This is a genomic window from Amphritea sp., assembly GCF_050300915.1.
GTDB lineage: Bacteria > Pseudomonadota > Gammaproteobacteria > Pseudomonadales > Balneatricaceae > Amphritea.
On record NZ_JBNKYN010000098.1, the window covers coordinates 1 to 15,573 of the forward strand.

The window sequence follows — 15,573 nt, forward strand, 5'->3', positions numbered from 1 at the left end:
CTATCAGCTTCTCTGTGGGCACTTCACCCAACATCGCGGGAGTCAGTTCATCGGCAACCAGAATGGTATTTTCAGGAAATTCGATCTCTGACAGAGAGGGACCCGACTCCTGCAGACAGGTCAGCATCCGCCGCCCAAGATCGCGAATATCAGTAGCCCGCTCACGCAGATAGGGATCATCCATCATCGAGAATTGCTGGACGTGTTCGCCAATAACCTGCCTTAATGCACCTTGCGCCCAGCTCCCCTCTTTAATACGGGCAATGATCTCGCCTGCCAGAGCATTATCGTCCAGCATGCGGATATAAACATCGAACAACTCCCGCTCTTCCGAACGCAACCGTTTCGCCAGACTGCGGCCGACCCGCTTTATATCCCGGCGCACCTGCGCCAGTGCACTCCTGAACTTAGCGACCTCCCCCTTAATATCCTCGATCCGGCGATCGGGTACACCATCCAGGTCGGCCAGCGGCGTCATCACCACCGCCGGACCAATAGCAACCCCGATACAGCCCGACACCCCTTCAAACTTGCGATCCGCCTCGGTTTTGGTCTGATCTGATATTTGAAGAATTGAGCCAGTGGCTTCCGCATGGGCGATGACACCCGCCAGCTGAGCCGACATGGTCACCATGAAGGCTTCTTCCGACTCATCAAATTTGCGAATCAGCTTTTGCTGAACAACCAGAACTCCCATCAGGGTTCGATGGTGAATAATGGGCACCCCGAGAAACGCATGAAACTTCTTCTCTCCGGTGCCTTTCAGGTAGGTAAATGCGCTGTGAACAGCCGCATCTTCGAGGTTGATCGGCTCAGCACGCTGCCCCACCATACCGACAACACCTTCATCAATACCGAGAGAAACCTGCCCGACCGATTTTTGATTCAACCCCTGGGTCGCCATCAGCAAATAACGTTCACGCTGCTGATCAATCAGATAGATTGAACATACATCGGTACGCATCGCCCGCTGCACCCGCCGCACAATAACATCCAGCACCGACTCAAGATCAGGTGCGGCGTTTACCTCCTGGACAATTTTGCGCAGCGTTTCCAGCATCAAGTGTTTACTCCTTTAAATACCAACCACCCAGTGCCAGTCGCGTTAACTTAGGTGACAGTTCGCGCATCGCTTTGCGGTATACATCCCGCTTAAATGCGACCACCTGTCCCAGAGGATACCAGTAACTGACCCAGCGCCAGCCATCAAACTCTGGAGAGTTGGTTGAATCTATCTCGACTGCACTGTCATCACTCAACATGCGCAGTAGAAACCATTTTTGTTTTTGTCCTACACAAACCGGATGGGAATGGTGCCTGATCATTCGTTTGGGCAGCCGGTAACGCAGCCAGCCTCGGGTAACAGCGATCACCTCAACATCCTCAGGTGAAAGCCCGATCTCCTCTTTTAGTTCCCGATACATCGCCTGTTCCGGCGATTCTGACGCGTTAATCCCCCCCTGGGGGAACTGCCATGCATTTTGCCCTATACGTCTTGCCCAAAGCACCTGACCCATCGAGTTCGCCAGAATGATACCGACATTCGGCCTGAACCCATCTGAATCTATCACGGTGAATACCTTACAAACTCTTTTACGCTATTGTTCCACAATTTCATGCAGTTCCACAACTTCATGTCGTTTCAGAGACGAAGGCATTAACAATTGCCTCCTCACCGGCTAGCCTCTATTCTTAGCGCTTATTCGCAACCATCGATTTTTAGTGCAGGAGAGTTTACCTTGAGTCTGGCCATTTTTGATCTGGATAATACTTTGCTCAACGGCGACAGCGACCATGCCTGGGGCGAGTTCCTGTGTGACAAAGGCATTGTAAATGCTGAACATTACCGTCAGGCAAATGACTATTTCTACCAGCAGTACAAGGCTGGCAGCATGGATATCTATGAGTTTCTGGAGTTTGCCTTAAAGCCACTAGCGGAGCATGAACCCGCTGAGCTGGAACAGTTACATCAGGAGTTTATGCAGACCACCGTGGCCCCGATGATGCTGGATAAAGCCGCTACACTGTTACAAAAGCACCGGGATCAGGGGGATTTTCTGCTGATTATTACCGCCACCAACCGTTTCGTTACCGGCCCTATCGCCACGGCGCTGGGAGTTGACGACACCCTGGCCACCGATCCGGAGCAAATTGATGGGCGTTATACCGGTAAGGTTTCTGGCACCCCCTGTTTTCAGTCAGGCAAAGTTGCGCGGCTGAATGCCTGGCTGGCGCAGACCGGTCACTCCATGGAGAACAGCTATTTCTACAGCGACTCTATCAACGACAAACCGTTGCTCGACCTGGTATCCAACCCGGTTGCTGTCGACCCGGATGAACGGCTAAAGCAGGTAGCGGAAGAGAACGGCTGGCCGATTATCAGCCTGCGCTAGCCTCCTCCCCGCCTCTGGTGTGGGGCAGAAGCTTTCAGCCCTGCCCCATTCCTACCATTAGTTTCAAGCTTCGTTTAATTTTCTCTATCCACTAAATAGTCAATTCTGATTGGTTAAATCGGCGTTTTACTGCAAGACTGTGTTAATAGCATTTGCGCAAAAAGACCACAGGTTCAGTTAACAACAGGAGAGAAAGACGATGATTCTGGTTAGAGAGATCATGTCTGAGCACATGACTCCATTAAATGAAGAGATGTCGTTACCACAAGCCGTAGACCACCTGCTTGCCAGCAACATGCTCGGACTGCCGGTGACGGATGGTAAAAAGCATGTTACCGGGTTCCTCTCAGAGCAAGACTGTATTCCCTATCTGCTGGGTGACAGCTACCACTGCGATAGTCATGTTCTGGTGAAAGATATGATGCAACGTGATCCACTCACCGTGAAGCCAACCAATACGGCCCTTGAACTGGCCCAGATGATGGCGATTAATAAACCCAAAATATACCCCGTGGTAGAGAATGGAGTCCTGGTGGGTGTGGTTAAGCGGGCTCAGGTGATGGCAGCACTGAATCAGCAACTGAAGCGTTGTCGGGTAGCCTGACAAAAAATGCGCTCTGCTAACCGATACAGCAGAGCGCACGCGGGTGCTGCGGAAATATCAGGGGCAAGGATTTGAGTACTGAACGCCAATCAGGTCGATCTGTTCAAGCACCTCTGCGGACAGCGTCAGATTGATAGAGTCCACATTACTCTTAAGCTGCTCCATAGTGGTCGCCCCGATAATATTGCTGCCAACAAATGGACGGCTATTCACAAACGCCAGCGCCATCTGTGCCGGATCAAGACCATGATCGCGAGCCAGCTTTACATACGCCGCCGTGGCTTTAAGCCCTTGTTCAGTGTAGTAACGGGAGAAGCGCGGAAACTGGTTAATGCGGGCATCGGGGCCGGCACTGCCATCGAGATATTTACCACTCAGGGTGCCAAAAGCCAGCGGTGAATAGGGCAGCAGGTCTACCGCTTCGCGGTGCAACACCTCAGTCAGCCCCACTTCATCTTTACGGTTCAGCAGATTGTAAGGATTTTGTACCGACACCACCCGTGGTAGCCCAAGAGACTCAGCATAGCTGAGAAACTTCATTACCCCCCAGGGCACCTCATTGGACAAGCCGATGTAGCGTATCAGCCCCTCATCCACCAGTTGTTTTAACGCTTCCAGCGTCTCCAGCAACGGCGTACCATCCTGCTCTGGCTGATGACGGTAATTCAGCTCGCCAAAGAAGTTGGTTGCCCGATCAGGCCAGTGCAACTGATAGAGATCGATATAATCGGTTTGCAAGCGCTGCAGGCTGCTGGTCACTGCGGCGCGGATATTAGCACCGTCCAGGCACAAACCGGGACGAATATGCTGGACCATATCAGCAGGACCAGCCACTTTAGTAGCGATAACCACCTGATCCCGGTTACCCCGGGCCTTTAACCAGCTACCGATATACTGTTCCGTACGCCCCTGAGTTTCAGCCATAGGAGGCACCGGGTACATCTCGGCTGTATCAATAAAATTGATTCCCTGTGCAACAGCATAATCCAGCTGCTGATGCGCTTCTGCTTCGGTGTTCTGCTGTCCAAACGTCATGGTCCCCAAACAGATACGGCTGACATTCAGATCGCTGCTACCCAGTAACTTATACTCCATGCCCTTTCCCTCTATTCTCTGCCAGTTCAGGTGACTGGCAACAATCGTACAAAATATGATTTAAGATAATCCGTTTCAGGGATCGCCGGATGCACCGGATGGTCACCGCCCTGATGCCCCTGATCAAAAATCTGCGCCTGACGGTCAAGCGTCCGGCTTTCGGAACGGATAATATCCACCAGCCGCTCACGCTCCAGATGCATCGAACAGGATGCGGATACCAGAATACCGTTCTTAGCGACCAGTCGCATCGCCAGCTGATTGATCCGCTTATAGGCTTGCTCACCATTACGGATATCTTTGCGCTTCTGAATAAAGGCTGGCGGATCAACGATCACCACATCAAATTTCTCTTGCTCTTCCAGCAGCATTTTACAACCATCAAAGGCATCCCCCTGAATCGTGGTAAAACGCTCCTCACCGCCATTCAGCACCGCGTTTTCCTGGGCGATATCCAAAGCAAACTCCGAGGCGTCCAGACAGGTAACATGTTCCGCACCTGCAGCCAGCGCCTGTACCCCCCAGCCACCAATGTAGCTAAACAGATCCAGCACCCGCTTACCCTCGACATGCTGTTGCATCCGTGCCCGATTCAAACGGTGATCATAGAACCAGCCGGTCTTCTGACCTTTGTGCACCGGTGCCAGGAAAGACACGCCGTTCTCTTCAAACGGCACCAGTTCCGGCACCTCACCAAAGGCAACCTCGGTATAACTTTCCAGCCCCTCGGTCTGACGCATCTTGCCATCATTACGGAACAGAATACCCTGCGGTTTAAACACTTTTTCAATGGCCGCAACGATATCCTCTTTGAACAGCTCCATCCCTGCGGTAGAGATCTGTACCACAAAGATATCGAAGAAACGATCGATCACCAGGCCCGGCAAACCATCACTGTCACCAAACACCAGCCGGTAACAGGGTTTGTCAAAGCAGGCTTCGCGCAGGGATAAGGCGATATTCAGGCGGTGCACAATCAGCGACCGGTCCAGAGGGATCTTCACACTGCGGCTCACCAGCCGGCCACAGATCAGCGAATTGGGGTTCACATAAGCTAACCCCAGCGGCTTGCCTGAAGAACTCTCCACCACTACCTGCTCCCCCGGCGTAAACTGTTTCAACGGGGATAGTTTGGTATTCACTTCGTTGCTGTAGATCCAGACATGGCCACCGCGAAGACGCTTATCAGCGCCGGGATTCAAACGTAGTTGTTGCAAGGAGAGTTACCTTCAGAATTGCAGTTATTGTGTCGGGCAACCACAGCAATATCCTGTGTCCCCAGAAAACAGAAAGCCCCGCAGTGGCAGGGCTTAAATTATATTGATCAAAGATCGAATCAGCTTTCAGCTTCGCACAGCTCGGCGTAGCCATCTGCATCCAGCAGGTCATCAACCTCACTGGTGTCAGAGAGACGGATCTGCACAAACCAGCCATCACCGTACGGGTCACTGTTAACCAGTTCAGGCGCATCTTCCAGTTCTTCATTGATGGCAATCACTTCACCACTCAACGGCGCGTAGACATCTGAAGCAGCCTTAACTGACTCAACCACCCCCAGATCATCACCTGCAGTAAATTCCGAGCCCACCTCAGGAAGCTCAACAAACACTACATCACCCAGCAGATCCTGGGCATGATCAGTAATACCTATAGTAACCACACCGTCACCTTCGTCACGGATCCATTCATGGCTGGCAACATACTTCAGATCACTTGGGATATCGCTCATTTTCTCTTTCCTACAGTGAGAGTTTATGAAAACACTTTCTCGCCATTGCGCACAAATGGCGGTTTAACCACTTTTACTTCTACCAGTTTGCCACGCATATCAACATGACATGTATCAGCAATCTCAGCTGACACCCGGGCCATTGCGATCGAACAACCCAATGTAGGCGAGAAAGAACCGCTGGTAATTTCACCCGCCTCCTCACCGTTGATCATCACTTGCTGATGGCTGCGCAGAACACCACGGCTCTCAAGCACCAGCCCCACCAGTTTCTGTTTTACACCAGCACTGCGCTGAGTTTCAAGCGCTTTACGGCCCACAAACTCACGCTCTGCTGGTTCCCAGGCAACAGTCCAACCCATATTAGCCGACAACGGAGAGACTTTCTCGTCCATGTCAGAGCCATACAGATTCATACCCGCTTCCAGGCGCAATGTGTCACGCGCACCCAGACCACAGGGGGCAACACCGGCATCGGCTAACGCCTGCCAGAAGTCTGCAACATACTCCTCTGGCACCATGACCTCAAGCCCATCTTCACCAGTATAGCCAGTTCTGGCAAAAAACCAGCCCTCGGATTCAAGTCCCTGAAACGGCTTCAGATGCTCAATCAGTTTAGCCCGGGACTCGCTCACAATAGCACTCACTTTAGCCAGTGCGTCCGGTCCCTGAATAGCAACCATCGCCAATTCAGGCCGCTCGGTCAGTGCAACGTTATCAAAACGGGCGGTATGATCAGCCATCCAGCGCAGATCTTTTTCACGGGTGCCACAGTTAACCACCACCCGGAACCACTCGCCGGTCACATCGGGGTCGGTCATCAGATAGACGATCAGGTCATCAACAACACCGCCAGTTTCATTAAGCATACCGCTGTAGAGCGCTTTACCCTGCTCCTGCAAACGAATGACATCATTCGCCAGCAGATAACGCAGATACTCTTTGGCATCAGCACCGGTCACATCAACCACGGTCATATGCGAAACATCAAACATACCGGCTGCGTTGCGGACTTTATGATGCTCTTCAACCTGAGAACCATAGTTAATAGGCATATCCCAGCCGCCAAAATCGACAAGCTTGGCATTCATCTGCAAGTGCTTTTCGTAAAGTGCGGTTTTCTGTCCCATATTCTTAACTCTTTTATCCTGAGCGACTATTTCATCACTCTGTAACTGACTCTATTAATTGTTATTCAGCGATAAAGCTAAGGGCAATATCTGAAAAGGGCAGACAATGTATATAGAATTATCTGCCAGTGCAAATTTTGCCCCCGAATTGGGGCTGATCTATTGGTCTATGGGTTTCTGATGGTAGCGTGCGGCATTAATCCCTGACAGGTCGACGCGCCAGGCGGGGCAAACTACCACTCAATCCCATCGCCTGCTGAACAATATGATTTTTCACCGGCGACAGACTGTTCATCAGGCTCATACCGGTATTACGTAATAGCATCGGCAACGGATTACGGGTGTTAAATAAACGCTTAAAGCCCTCCATCATCGCCGCCATCTGCAAATTTTCACTCTGCCGGGAACGCTGAAAGCGCCGCAGATGATATTCAGCGTTCCAGTTCACCCCCTCAGCCAGACCATCAAGAATCGTTTCTGCCAGCGCCGCAGCATCCATCAGCCCCAGATTTACCCCCTGCCCGGCCAGAGGGTGAATGGTATGGGCCGCATCACCGATTGCGGCAAAGCCTGCTTTAACATACTGCTTTGCATGCCGCTGACGCAGGGGAAAGACAAACCGCTGATCGGTATGTGTCACTGCGCCTAAACGCCCCTCAAAAGCCCGCTCCAATGCCTGACAAAATGTTTCATCATCCAATTCCATCAGCGTTTTGGCGTGATCCGGCGAGGTTGACCAGACAATCGAACTTAGATGCGCATCCGACAGCGGTAAAAAGGCCAGCGGACCATCCTCAGTAAAACGCTGCCAGCAGGTCGCCCGGTTCGGTTGCTCTGTGGTCACCGTGGTGACGATGGCGTGGTGACCATAATCCCACTCCCACATGCCGATACAGGCCATCCTGCGGGTATTCGACAAAGCACCATCAGCGGCGACTACGCAGCGGGCCTGCAACACTTCACCGTTATTCAGTGTCAGAGTACGAACAGCAGCACTATCGGGCTCGGAGAGCTCCGTCAGCTGCACACCGACAGAGAGCTGGCAATTACTCTGGCTGAGAATCTGCTGCAGTAGTGCGCTCTGTGTTACCCGGTTTTCAACAATATGTCCCAGACAGGGCTCATGCAGTTCAGCACAGTCGAAGCGAATCTTGCCGCTGCCTTCACCATCCCAGACATCCATCGCCCGATAGGGCATTGCCCGCATCGCCGTTATCTGTGACCAGACGCCAGCAACCGTTAACACCTGCTGCGAAGCAACCGTTAGCGCACTGACCCTGGGGTCATAGCCACTCTCTCGCTGGGACCGTTCCCATTCCAGAGCATTCGCCGCATCAATCTCCCGACTTTCAAGCACGCGGATTCGCAGCCCGCTGTCTGCCAGCAAAGCGGCCAGCGTCAGGCCCACCATACCGGCGCCGACAATAACCAGATCTGTTTCGTTATGTTGTGTCATTCGAGTCCTCTCAGACTGCTGATGAAAAACGAGGGGTAGAAAGCCCGCTCAGTGCAGATCCGGGGTTGGCTGGTCGAGCCCCATGGCACTGCGGGTAAATACCGTTTTCGCCAGCGGACAGATATCCAGCAACTGCAAACCCGCGCTGCGCCCCAGCGCCAATAACGGATTACTATTAGAAAACAGCTTCATGGTCTTATCGCTGAAGCCGATGGTCCTGCGCTGATCCTGACGCACCTGTTCGGCAAAACGGGTCAGATGGTTGATATCCCCCAGATTGATACCGGCTTCCCGGGCGCGAATCAGCTCAGCAGCCAGCGTCACCACCCCGCGCAACGCCAGATTGTACCCCTGCCCGGCAATAGGGTGCAGTGCATGAGCCGCATTACCAAGCATGATAAGCCCCTGGCGCACCTGTTCATCGGCAACACTGAGTTTCAATGGATAGCTATAGCGCTCCCCAACCCGGACAAACACCCCAGCGCGATAGCCGAAACGTTCATGCACCCGCTCAATAAACTCCCGGTCACTCAGCGCCAGTATCTCGTCAATCTGATCATCGGGCACCGTCCACACCAACCCCATCCTGTGTCGCACCTCCTGCAGGGAGGAAGACTCTGCGGCAGACAGTTCAGCCGGAGCCAGCGCATCAAGAGACAGGTCTTCCAGCGGCAAAAGAGCCATCGGGCCGGTATCGGTAAAACGTTCATAGGCGATATTGTGATGGGGCGACTCAGGGCTGATATTGGTCACCAGCGCGTGCTGCTGATAACCCTGTTGCTGATAAACAATTCCCAGCTGTTCGCGCAGCTCGGAGCGACCGCCATCGGCCATCACCACCAGCTCTGCGGTCAGCTGCTGTTCCCGGCCCTCGGTCATCAGCGTCACCTCCATCTGCTCCGCCAGGGTATGCACCGCCGTCACTTCAGCAGGACAAAGCAGATCGATATGCTCGGCATCTGGCTGAGCTAAGCGGTTCATCAACACCCGGCCAAGCCAGTGGTTTTCCACCACATATCCCAGCGCGGCGACGTTCTCATCACGGGCATTCAGCCGGGAAACGCCAAACCGCCCTTTATCAGACACATGGATATCGGTAATCGGACAGAGATGCTCACGCAGCTGCTCCCAGATACCGATCTGCTCATAGATCAACCGGCTGCCATAGGCCAGCGCAGTCGCCCGGGCATCATAGCTGGGCTGATATTCAACACTACTGGCATCAGGCATAGGGAACGCTTCAACCACGGCGATGGACAACCCCAGCCGTTGACCAGCCGGGATCAGCGATGCAGCTAAACTGGCTCCCACCATACCGCCACCAATGATTAAAATATCGTAATGCTGTTTCATAATCGCCCGGGTTATTAAGACTGTGTATTGCCTTCAGAAGGCCTGAATAAATGTTTCTAAAACGCTTAACCCGCCATTAACTGCTCGATCTCTGCGACACTTTTTGGCGCACCGGCACTGAGAATCTCATAACCGTTTTCAGTCACCAGCACATCATCCTCAATCCGGATGCCGATACCCCGCCACTTTTCATCCACATGCTCATTCTGTGGTGAAATATAGATACCCGGCTCTACGGTCATCACCATACCCGGCTCCAGTGGTCGCCAGTCGCCATTAATTTTATAGTCACCCACATCATGCACATCCATACCCAGCCAATGGCCGATACGGTGCATATAAAACACTTTGTAAGCACCGCTCTCAATCAGCCCCTCAAGATCCCCCTTGAGCAAGCCAAGGTCGATCAGCCCCTGGGTTAAAATCTTTACCGACAGGTCATGAATACTGATCCAGGGAGCGCCGGGGCGAATCGCTTCGATACAGGCCAGCTGTGACTTAAGCACCAACTCATAGATCGCTTGCTGTTCCGGGCTGAATTTTCCGGAGACCGGAAAGGTGCGGGTAATATCACCGGCATAGTAGTCCAGCTCACAACCGGCATCGATCAGCACCAGATCACCACTTTTCAGCTCATCCCGGTTCTCGGTATAGTGCAGTACGCAGGCATTATCACCACCACCCACAATCGAGGAGTAAGCTGGCAGACGACAGCCGTTCATAGCAAAGTGATGACTGATCTCCGCCTCCAGCTGATACTCTATCAACCCGGGCTTACAAACCTGCATCGCCCGCACATGCGCTTCGGCAGAGATGCGCCCCGCGGCGCGCATCAACTCAATCTCTTCATCTGACTTAAACAGACGCATCTCATGCAACAGATGATCCAGCATCACCATCTCACCGGGCGCAACCGCCCCCAGGCGAGCCTTCTTACGGATGCTGTTCAGCCAGTGACGCACCTGACCGTCGAGGGTTTCGTTGGTCCCCATAGAGTAATAGAGACGTGCCTTGCCCTGTAACAACTCAGCCATCTGCTCATCCACCTCGGCGATGGGATAAGCCTGATCGGCGCCGTACTGCTGACAGACACCTTCAGGTCCGGCCCGATAGCCGTTCCAGATCTCCATCTCCGGGTCGCGGTCACGACAGAAAATCACCACCTGGCCTTCGCTACGGCCGGGCATCAGCAATAACAGGGCATCCGGCTCATTGAAGCCGGTCAGATAATAAAAATCGCTGTCCTGGCGAAACGGATATTCCACATCCCGGTTGCGTGGCACTTCGCTGGCGGAGGGGATAATCGCAACACTCTCCGGGCTCATTTTATCCATCAACTGTTGACGACGGGCGGCAAAACCTGACTGACTGATTCGCATCGTTGAAATGACTCCCTGTTAGTGAAGTGTTGCGCCTGGCGCAGGTGTATCTTCAGATGGTGGCACATTGAACTCACCAAAGATCATCATAGATGAGATCCGCACATATTCCTGGAGTTCCATCAGGTCAGACTCGCTCTCCTCATCGTCTTCGGGCTCCAGCTCGATCTGGGCGATCTGTTCCATATCAGAGAGCGCTTCTTTCAGCTCATCGGAGAGCGATTCATTGGTATGCCCGCCCTGCAGACCAAAACCGGTCAGATACCCCTGACACCAGCACCCCAGTGCTTCTGCCCGCTCCGGCATCGACATATCATCATCGGGTAACAGCAGCTGAAAACCAAAATCCCCCTGTTCCAGCTGTGCAACCACCCCATCATAGAGGTCAGTGAAGGCCAGTTTCGACGATTCGTGACGAAATTCGGCAATATCGGTCAGTTCAGCCGCCAGCTTCAGCCAGGCTTCATGACTAAACCGGGCACCGGCGGAAAGATAACCACAGAGCAAGCCATGCAGCTCGGCAGCACTACTGGTCATGCTGTCTTCAGCAACCAGCACATCACATATTTCATAGTATTCAGGGAGAAATTCTTCAGGGGACTGCGTTTCGGGCATGGCGGAGCTACTCTGTATTACTTAACATTTCAGGACTCATATCCTAGCACTTCAACTACGAGGGCACCACGAAACAGCTCTCGATTACCAACCATTTTCCGCTTATTATACGGTCTCTGATAATTGAGTCTTTAACTATGTCTGCCCAAGCGTTCGATAAACTGGAACAACAGATTAATGCACTGATCCGGCACTGCCAGCAACTTGAGCGGTCTAACCGGGATCTGCACCTGCAAATTGCGGCACTGAAAGAGGAGCGGAATCAACGCCTTCAGGTTGCCGGTCAGACCGAGCAGAAAATCGAAGCGATGATCAGCCGCCTTAAAACACTGGAGCAGCAGGCATGAGCAGTTCTCCCCGAAACATCTCCGTCACCCTGTTGGGGAAAGAGTATGTGGTCGCCTGCCCGCCAGAAGCGGAAGGCGAACTACTTAAAGCGGCGGCCTATCTGGACAAAAAGATGCAGGAGATCCGCGCCGGTGGTCGTATTTTCGGCGCAGAAAAAGTCGCCGTGATGGCGGCCCTGAATATCACCTACGAACTGCAATCCAAGCAGACCGAGGAACGCCAGGCGACCAATATCCGACTGGATCAGCTGAGTCAGCTGATTGAGCAGACCCTGCCAGCCAATGATCACCCCTGAGAACAGTATCCAGGGGTGAATATTTTTCATGTGAAATAAATACACTTATTTTTCATACGATTATAAACCCCACTGTTTTTTGCAAATAGCACAGTTAAGTTTTATTTCAAGGCTGACTTTCCGTTTCGGACAGGTATAATGAGATCAGCTCCCTGAGGTTATTGGTAGTCTGATTTAGTCCCTTGAGCCGATAATCACACTTTTGGAAGCTTCCTGGTTAACTGATGTGCATGTCCGCCAGACGGAAAGCCTAATTTTTTCCGGAAGCTGCCACCTTGAACCTTCGGGTTCAGGGCCGATTTCAGCGCCGCAACCTTGGGGAGTCTTTTCTTTTTCTTCTGCACCCTCACTATGAACAACGCTCCGGACTTCAAACAGAATCTGCGTCGGCAGATGCGCAAATCACGCCGCAGCTTAAGCCCTGCCCAGCAGCGCCAGCACGCTCACGGATTGCTGGCCACCCTGCGCCGCCTGACTCTGTTCCGTCGCAGCCGGAGCATCGCGTTATACCTTGCCAGCGATGGCGAAATCAGTGCCGAGCAGGTTATCCACTACTGTCGCAAACTCGGTAAGCAATGCTTTCTGCCGGTACTTCACCCAGTCCGCCATAATCGCCTTTGGTTTATTCCGTACAATAAAGACACCCGTCTGAGCGACAATATCTATGGCATCAAAGAACCCGCACTGGTACAGGCACCACGACGTCCTGCCTGGGCGCTTGATCTGGTACTTCTACCGTTGGTGGCATTTGATGATGAAGGTGGGCGACTGGGGATGGGCGGTGGATACTATGATCGCACCTTTGCCTTTAAACAGGGGTGGCGCAAGGACAGGGGAACCCGGCTGATCGGGCTGGCCCATGATCTGCAGAAAGTCGATCAGCTGAAAACAGAAAGCTGGGACATACCTCTTGAGGGCGTGGCCACCGAGCAACGCTTTTACCGCGCTGCCCGATAACAGAATTTAGTTGTTAAACACCTGACCAACCAACGAGACAAACTCGATATCGGCATGACTGACACCCGTAAAAACGGTGCCCAGTACAAACACGGCGATCAACACGGCAACTAGATCTGGTCCTTTTTTCATTTTTTACTGCTCGGAAAGTTTAATTCACTAAGTCAAAAGCGCGCACATTCTTCCATAAAAGCTGAAAAACACAAGCATTTTTACCATGTATTTTTAAGAAGTTACACGCACTTTATCGACAGATGCTTTAAAAGCTAAAGAAAAGACACCATTTTCATGACATAAGTTCCATTTTTTTTCAGAAAATCAGAGAAAAAACGAAAAAATCGACAAAATAACCGGCATCATCAGCATAGAGAGCAGAGTTTGGCCGGTGATGATCGCGGACATCAGCACCGCATCTCCACCCAACTGTCGTGCAAGAATATAGGCCGAGGGCGCCGTTGGCAGTGCGCTGAACAGCACCAGCACCTGAGTTACCTCTGGAGAGATTGCCAGCAGATGACAGATCAGCACCATCAGGCAGGGGAACAGCAGCAATTTGATGCCGCTGCTATAGATTACCGCACCACCCGCCTGACGTAATGCCGTAAGATTCAGACCGGCCCCCACCGCCAGCAGCGCCAGGGGTAGCGCGATACCACTCAGTAGTCCGGCCACCGAGGCCACCATCCACGGCAATCCCAGACCGCTAAGGTTGAGGAATATGCCCACAAAACAGGCAATAATCAGCGGATTTTTAGCCACTGCCAGCAACGCACTCATATAACCCGCATCTTTACGGGTATAGAGACTGAAAATCAGCACGCACAGCAGATTCAACAACGGCACCATCACTGCAATAATCACCGCCGCCACGGCTACCCCGGTATCACCAAATAAGGCGGCGCTGGACGCCAGACCGACATAGGTATTAAAGCGCATACCGCCCTGATAAACAGAGGTAAAACGACTGTTGGCCAGCGGCCTGAGCCGTTGCACAGTCAACAGCACTACCGTGCCGATAAACATTAACAACACAATCGCCAGAGCTACCTCAGTTACCGGAACGGCACCAACATCCGCCAGACTCAGCTTATAGACCAACAGCGTCGGAAATAGCAGAAAGTAGATCAGTTTTTCGGCAGGCTCCCAGAAGCCATCACCGGGAAATCCGGCCCGACGAACAAGATGTCCGACACATAACAGTGCAAAAACAGGCCATAGAGCAGTGAGAATCTCGTTCATCTGTGTATATAATCCCTAAGCACTCAGGATAAGTCCCGTGACTGGTTTACCCGCTATGCACTCTGCGACGACAGTCGCCTTTGCATAAAAAGCGGGATTATGGGGTGATCCAGACTCATTGTCAGCACTTTTTGCCGCCACTGATGACTCAGGACTCATCTCCATGAACAAATAACAGGAAATGATCGCAGAGATCAACGGGGACAGCGATCCCGGTCTGGATATACTTTACAGGAGCAAACCATCATGACATCCCTCGTATTGACAATAATAGCCCACGACAAACCCGGCCTGGTTGAGCAGCTGTCCCTGACCATCGCTAATAACGGTGGCAACTGGCTGGAGAGCAGCATGTCCCGCCTGGCGGGCAAGTTTGCCGGCATTCTGATTGTGACCGTTGCCGATGAGCAGGCCGACAGCCTGCTTGATGCCCTGCAGCAGCTGGAATCTCAGGGACTGAAAGTGGTTGCCGAACGCAGCCAGGAGAATGCCACCTTAACCGACAGCAACAATATCACGCTGGAACTGATCGGCCACGACAAACCCGGCATCGTGCGGGAGATCTCTCAGGCACTGAGCCGTTACAATATCAACGTTGAACGTCTCTCAACTGAGCTGGTCAGCGGCTCAATGTCGGCTGAAGAGCTATTTAAAGCGGAGGCGGAGCTTACCGTGCCAGCAGGGGTTGATCTGGATGACCTGCAGCAATCCCTGGAAGCAATTGCCAACGATCTGATGGTGGATATCACCCTCAACTAAGTCTGCCATGCAGATACAAAAAAGCCCGCAACCTGCGGGCTTTTTTTATATCTCGGCAGATCAACTGATGGAAAAGCGTGCCAACAACGCTTGCTGCTGACGAGCGACATCCAGCAGTGTCTGACTGCTATCTGCGGCACCCTCTGCGCCTTTTGATGTTTCCGCAGCCGCATTACTGATGGAAACCAGGGTCTGACTAACTTCGGCCACAGCATCCCGCT

Annotated in this window: 18 protein-coding genes and 1 other RNA gene; 7 read left to right on the forward strand and 12 right to left on the reverse strand. The window is 52.6% G+C overall.

Going from position 1 to position 15,573, the window contains the following annotated elements; translation table 11 throughout:
* Together ACQY8X_RS18760 and rppH are read right to left on the reverse strand one after the other, a co-directional pair.
* The coding region (locus tag ACQY8X_RS18760; protein ID WP_428036659.1) for a phosphoenolpyruvate-utilizing N-terminal domain-containing protein at positions 1 to 1,060 on the reverse strand (1,060 nt) is incomplete at its 3' end.
* A 7-nt stretch (positions 1,061 to 1,067) separates the two neighbouring features.
* Positions 1,068 to 1,571 (reverse strand): RNA pyrophosphohydrolase, encoded by a 504-nt coding sequence (gene rppH / locus ACQY8X_RS18765; protein ID WP_428036660.1) that lies wholly within the window; start codon positions 1,569 to 1,571, stop codon positions 1,068 to 1,070.
* Positions 1,572 to 1,739: 168 nt separating this feature from the next.
* Between rppH and ACQY8X_RS18770 the strand changes: the two genes are divergently transcribed.
* The gene (locus ACQY8X_RS18770) at positions 1,740 to 2,393 is read left to right on the forward strand and encodes an HAD family hydrolase (protein ID WP_428036661.1); all 654 of its coding nucleotides are present in this window, start codon (positions 1,740 to 1,742) and stop codon (positions 2,391 to 2,393) included.
* Between the two features lie 199 nt (positions 2,394 to 2,592).
* Entirely contained in the window at positions 2,593 to 2,997 is a 405-nt protein-coding gene (locus tag ACQY8X_RS18775) for a CBS domain-containing protein (RefSeq protein WP_428036662.1), read from the forward strand.
* A gap of 57 nt (positions 2,998 to 3,054) precedes the next feature.
* On the opposite strand, the gene ACQY8X_RS18780 is transcribed toward ACQY8X_RS18775, so the two are convergent.
* From ACQY8X_RS18780 to ACQY8X_RS18815, 8 genes are all read right to left on the reverse strand, one after another.
* Entirely contained in the window at positions 3,055 to 4,092 is a 1,038-nt protein-coding gene (locus ACQY8X_RS18780) for an NADP(H)-dependent aldo-keto reductase (protein ID WP_428036663.1), read from the reverse strand.
* Positions 4,093 to 4,118: 26 nt separating this feature from the next.
* Entirely contained in the window at positions 4,119 to 5,309 is a 1,191-nt protein-coding gene (locus tag ACQY8X_RS18785; RefSeq protein WP_428036664.1) for a class I SAM-dependent rRNA methyltransferase, read from the reverse strand.
* Positions 5,310 to 5,428: 119 nt separating this feature from the next.
* A complete protein-coding gene (gene gcvH / locus ACQY8X_RS18790) occupies positions 5,429 to 5,821 on the reverse strand; it encodes a glycine cleavage system protein GcvH (RefSeq protein ID WP_428036665.1) in 393 nt (130 codons plus the stop codon).
* 23 nt (positions 5,822 to 5,844) lie between these two features.
* Positions 5,845 to 6,951: a glycine cleavage system aminomethyltransferase GcvT gene (gcvT, locus tag ACQY8X_RS18795; protein ID WP_428036666.1), complete on the reverse strand. Its 1,107-nt coding sequence runs from the start codon at positions 6,949 to 6,951 to the stop codon at positions 5,845 to 5,847.
* A gap of 196 nt (positions 6,952 to 7,147) precedes the next feature.
* Positions 7,148 to 8,407 (reverse strand): UbiH/UbiF/VisC/COQ6 family ubiquinone biosynthesis hydroxylase, encoded by a 1,260-nt coding sequence (locus tag ACQY8X_RS18800; RefSeq protein WP_428036667.1) that lies wholly within the window; start codon positions 8,405 to 8,407, stop codon positions 7,148 to 7,150.
* 48 nt (positions 8,408 to 8,455) lie between these two features.
* Positions 8,456 to 9,760 carry a 2-octaprenyl-6-methoxyphenyl hydroxylase gene (ubiH, locus tag ACQY8X_RS18805; protein WP_428036668.1) on the reverse strand — a complete coding sequence of 435 codons (1,305 nt, stop codon included), beginning with the start codon at positions 9,758 to 9,760 and terminating at the stop codon, positions 8,456 to 8,458.
* Between the two features lie 65 nt (positions 9,761 to 9,825).
* The gene (gene pepP / locus ACQY8X_RS18810; RefSeq protein WP_428036669.1) at positions 9,826 to 11,139 is read right to left on the reverse strand and encodes a Xaa-Pro aminopeptidase; all 1,314 of its coding nucleotides are present in this window, start codon (positions 11,137 to 11,139) and stop codon (positions 9,826 to 9,828) included.
* An 18-nt stretch (positions 11,140 to 11,157) separates the two neighbouring features.
* Entirely contained in the window at positions 11,158 to 11,754 is a 597-nt protein-coding gene (locus tag ACQY8X_RS18815) for a UPF0149 family protein (RefSeq protein WP_428036670.1), read from the reverse strand.
* 137 nt (positions 11,755 to 11,891) lie between these two features.
* Between ACQY8X_RS18815 and ACQY8X_RS18820 the strand changes: the two genes are divergently transcribed.
* From ACQY8X_RS18820 to ACQY8X_RS18835, 4 genes are all read left to right on the forward strand, one after another.
* Positions 11,892 to 12,101 carry a DUF904 domain-containing protein gene (locus ACQY8X_RS18820; RefSeq protein ID WP_428036671.1) on the forward strand — a complete coding sequence of 70 codons (210 nt, stop codon included), beginning with the start codon at positions 11,892 to 11,894 and terminating at the stop codon, positions 12,099 to 12,101.
* Positions 12,098 to 12,397: a cell division protein ZapA gene (locus tag ACQY8X_RS18825; RefSeq protein WP_428036672.1), complete on the forward strand. Its 300-nt coding sequence runs from the start codon at positions 12,098 to 12,100 to the stop codon at positions 12,395 to 12,397. The genes ACQY8X_RS18820 and ACQY8X_RS18825 overlap by 4 nt, the downstream gene beginning before the upstream one ends.
* Before the next feature lie 146 nt (positions 12,398 to 12,543).
* Positions 12,544 to 12,723, forward strand: a non-coding RNA gene (gene ssrS / locus ACQY8X_RS18830) — 6S RNA.
* Between the two features lie 25 nt (positions 12,724 to 12,748).
* Complete coding sequence (locus ACQY8X_RS18835) at positions 12,749 to 13,354, forward strand: 5-formyltetrahydrofolate cyclo-ligase (RefSeq protein WP_428036673.1); 606 nt, start codon at positions 12,749 to 12,751, stop codon at positions 13,352 to 13,354.
* A gap of 6 nt (positions 13,355 to 13,360) precedes the next feature.
* On the opposite strand, the gene ACQY8X_RS18840 is transcribed toward ACQY8X_RS18835, so the two are convergent.
* Both ACQY8X_RS18840 and ACQY8X_RS18845 read right to left on the reverse strand, forming a co-directional pair.
* Positions 13,361 to 13,486 carry a hypothetical protein gene (locus ACQY8X_RS18840; protein WP_296061425.1) on the reverse strand — a complete coding sequence of 42 codons (126 nt, stop codon included), beginning with the start codon at positions 13,484 to 13,486 and terminating at the stop codon, positions 13,361 to 13,363.
* 186 nt (positions 13,487 to 13,672) lie between these two features.
* Positions 13,673 to 14,593, reverse strand: a complete 921-nt coding sequence (locus tag ACQY8X_RS18845) for an AEC family transporter (RefSeq protein WP_428036674.1) — start codon at positions 14,591 to 14,593, stop codon at positions 13,673 to 13,675.
* Positions 14,594 to 14,839: 246 nt separating this feature from the next.
* Here ACQY8X_RS18845 and ACQY8X_RS18850 point away from each other — a divergent pair, with 246 nt between their 5' ends.
* Positions 14,840 to 15,352 (forward strand): glycine cleavage system protein R, encoded by a 513-nt coding sequence (locus ACQY8X_RS18850; RefSeq protein ID WP_428036675.1) that lies wholly within the window; start codon positions 14,840 to 14,842, stop codon positions 15,350 to 15,352.
* The last annotated feature ends 221 nt before the right edge of the window (positions 15,353 to 15,573 follow it).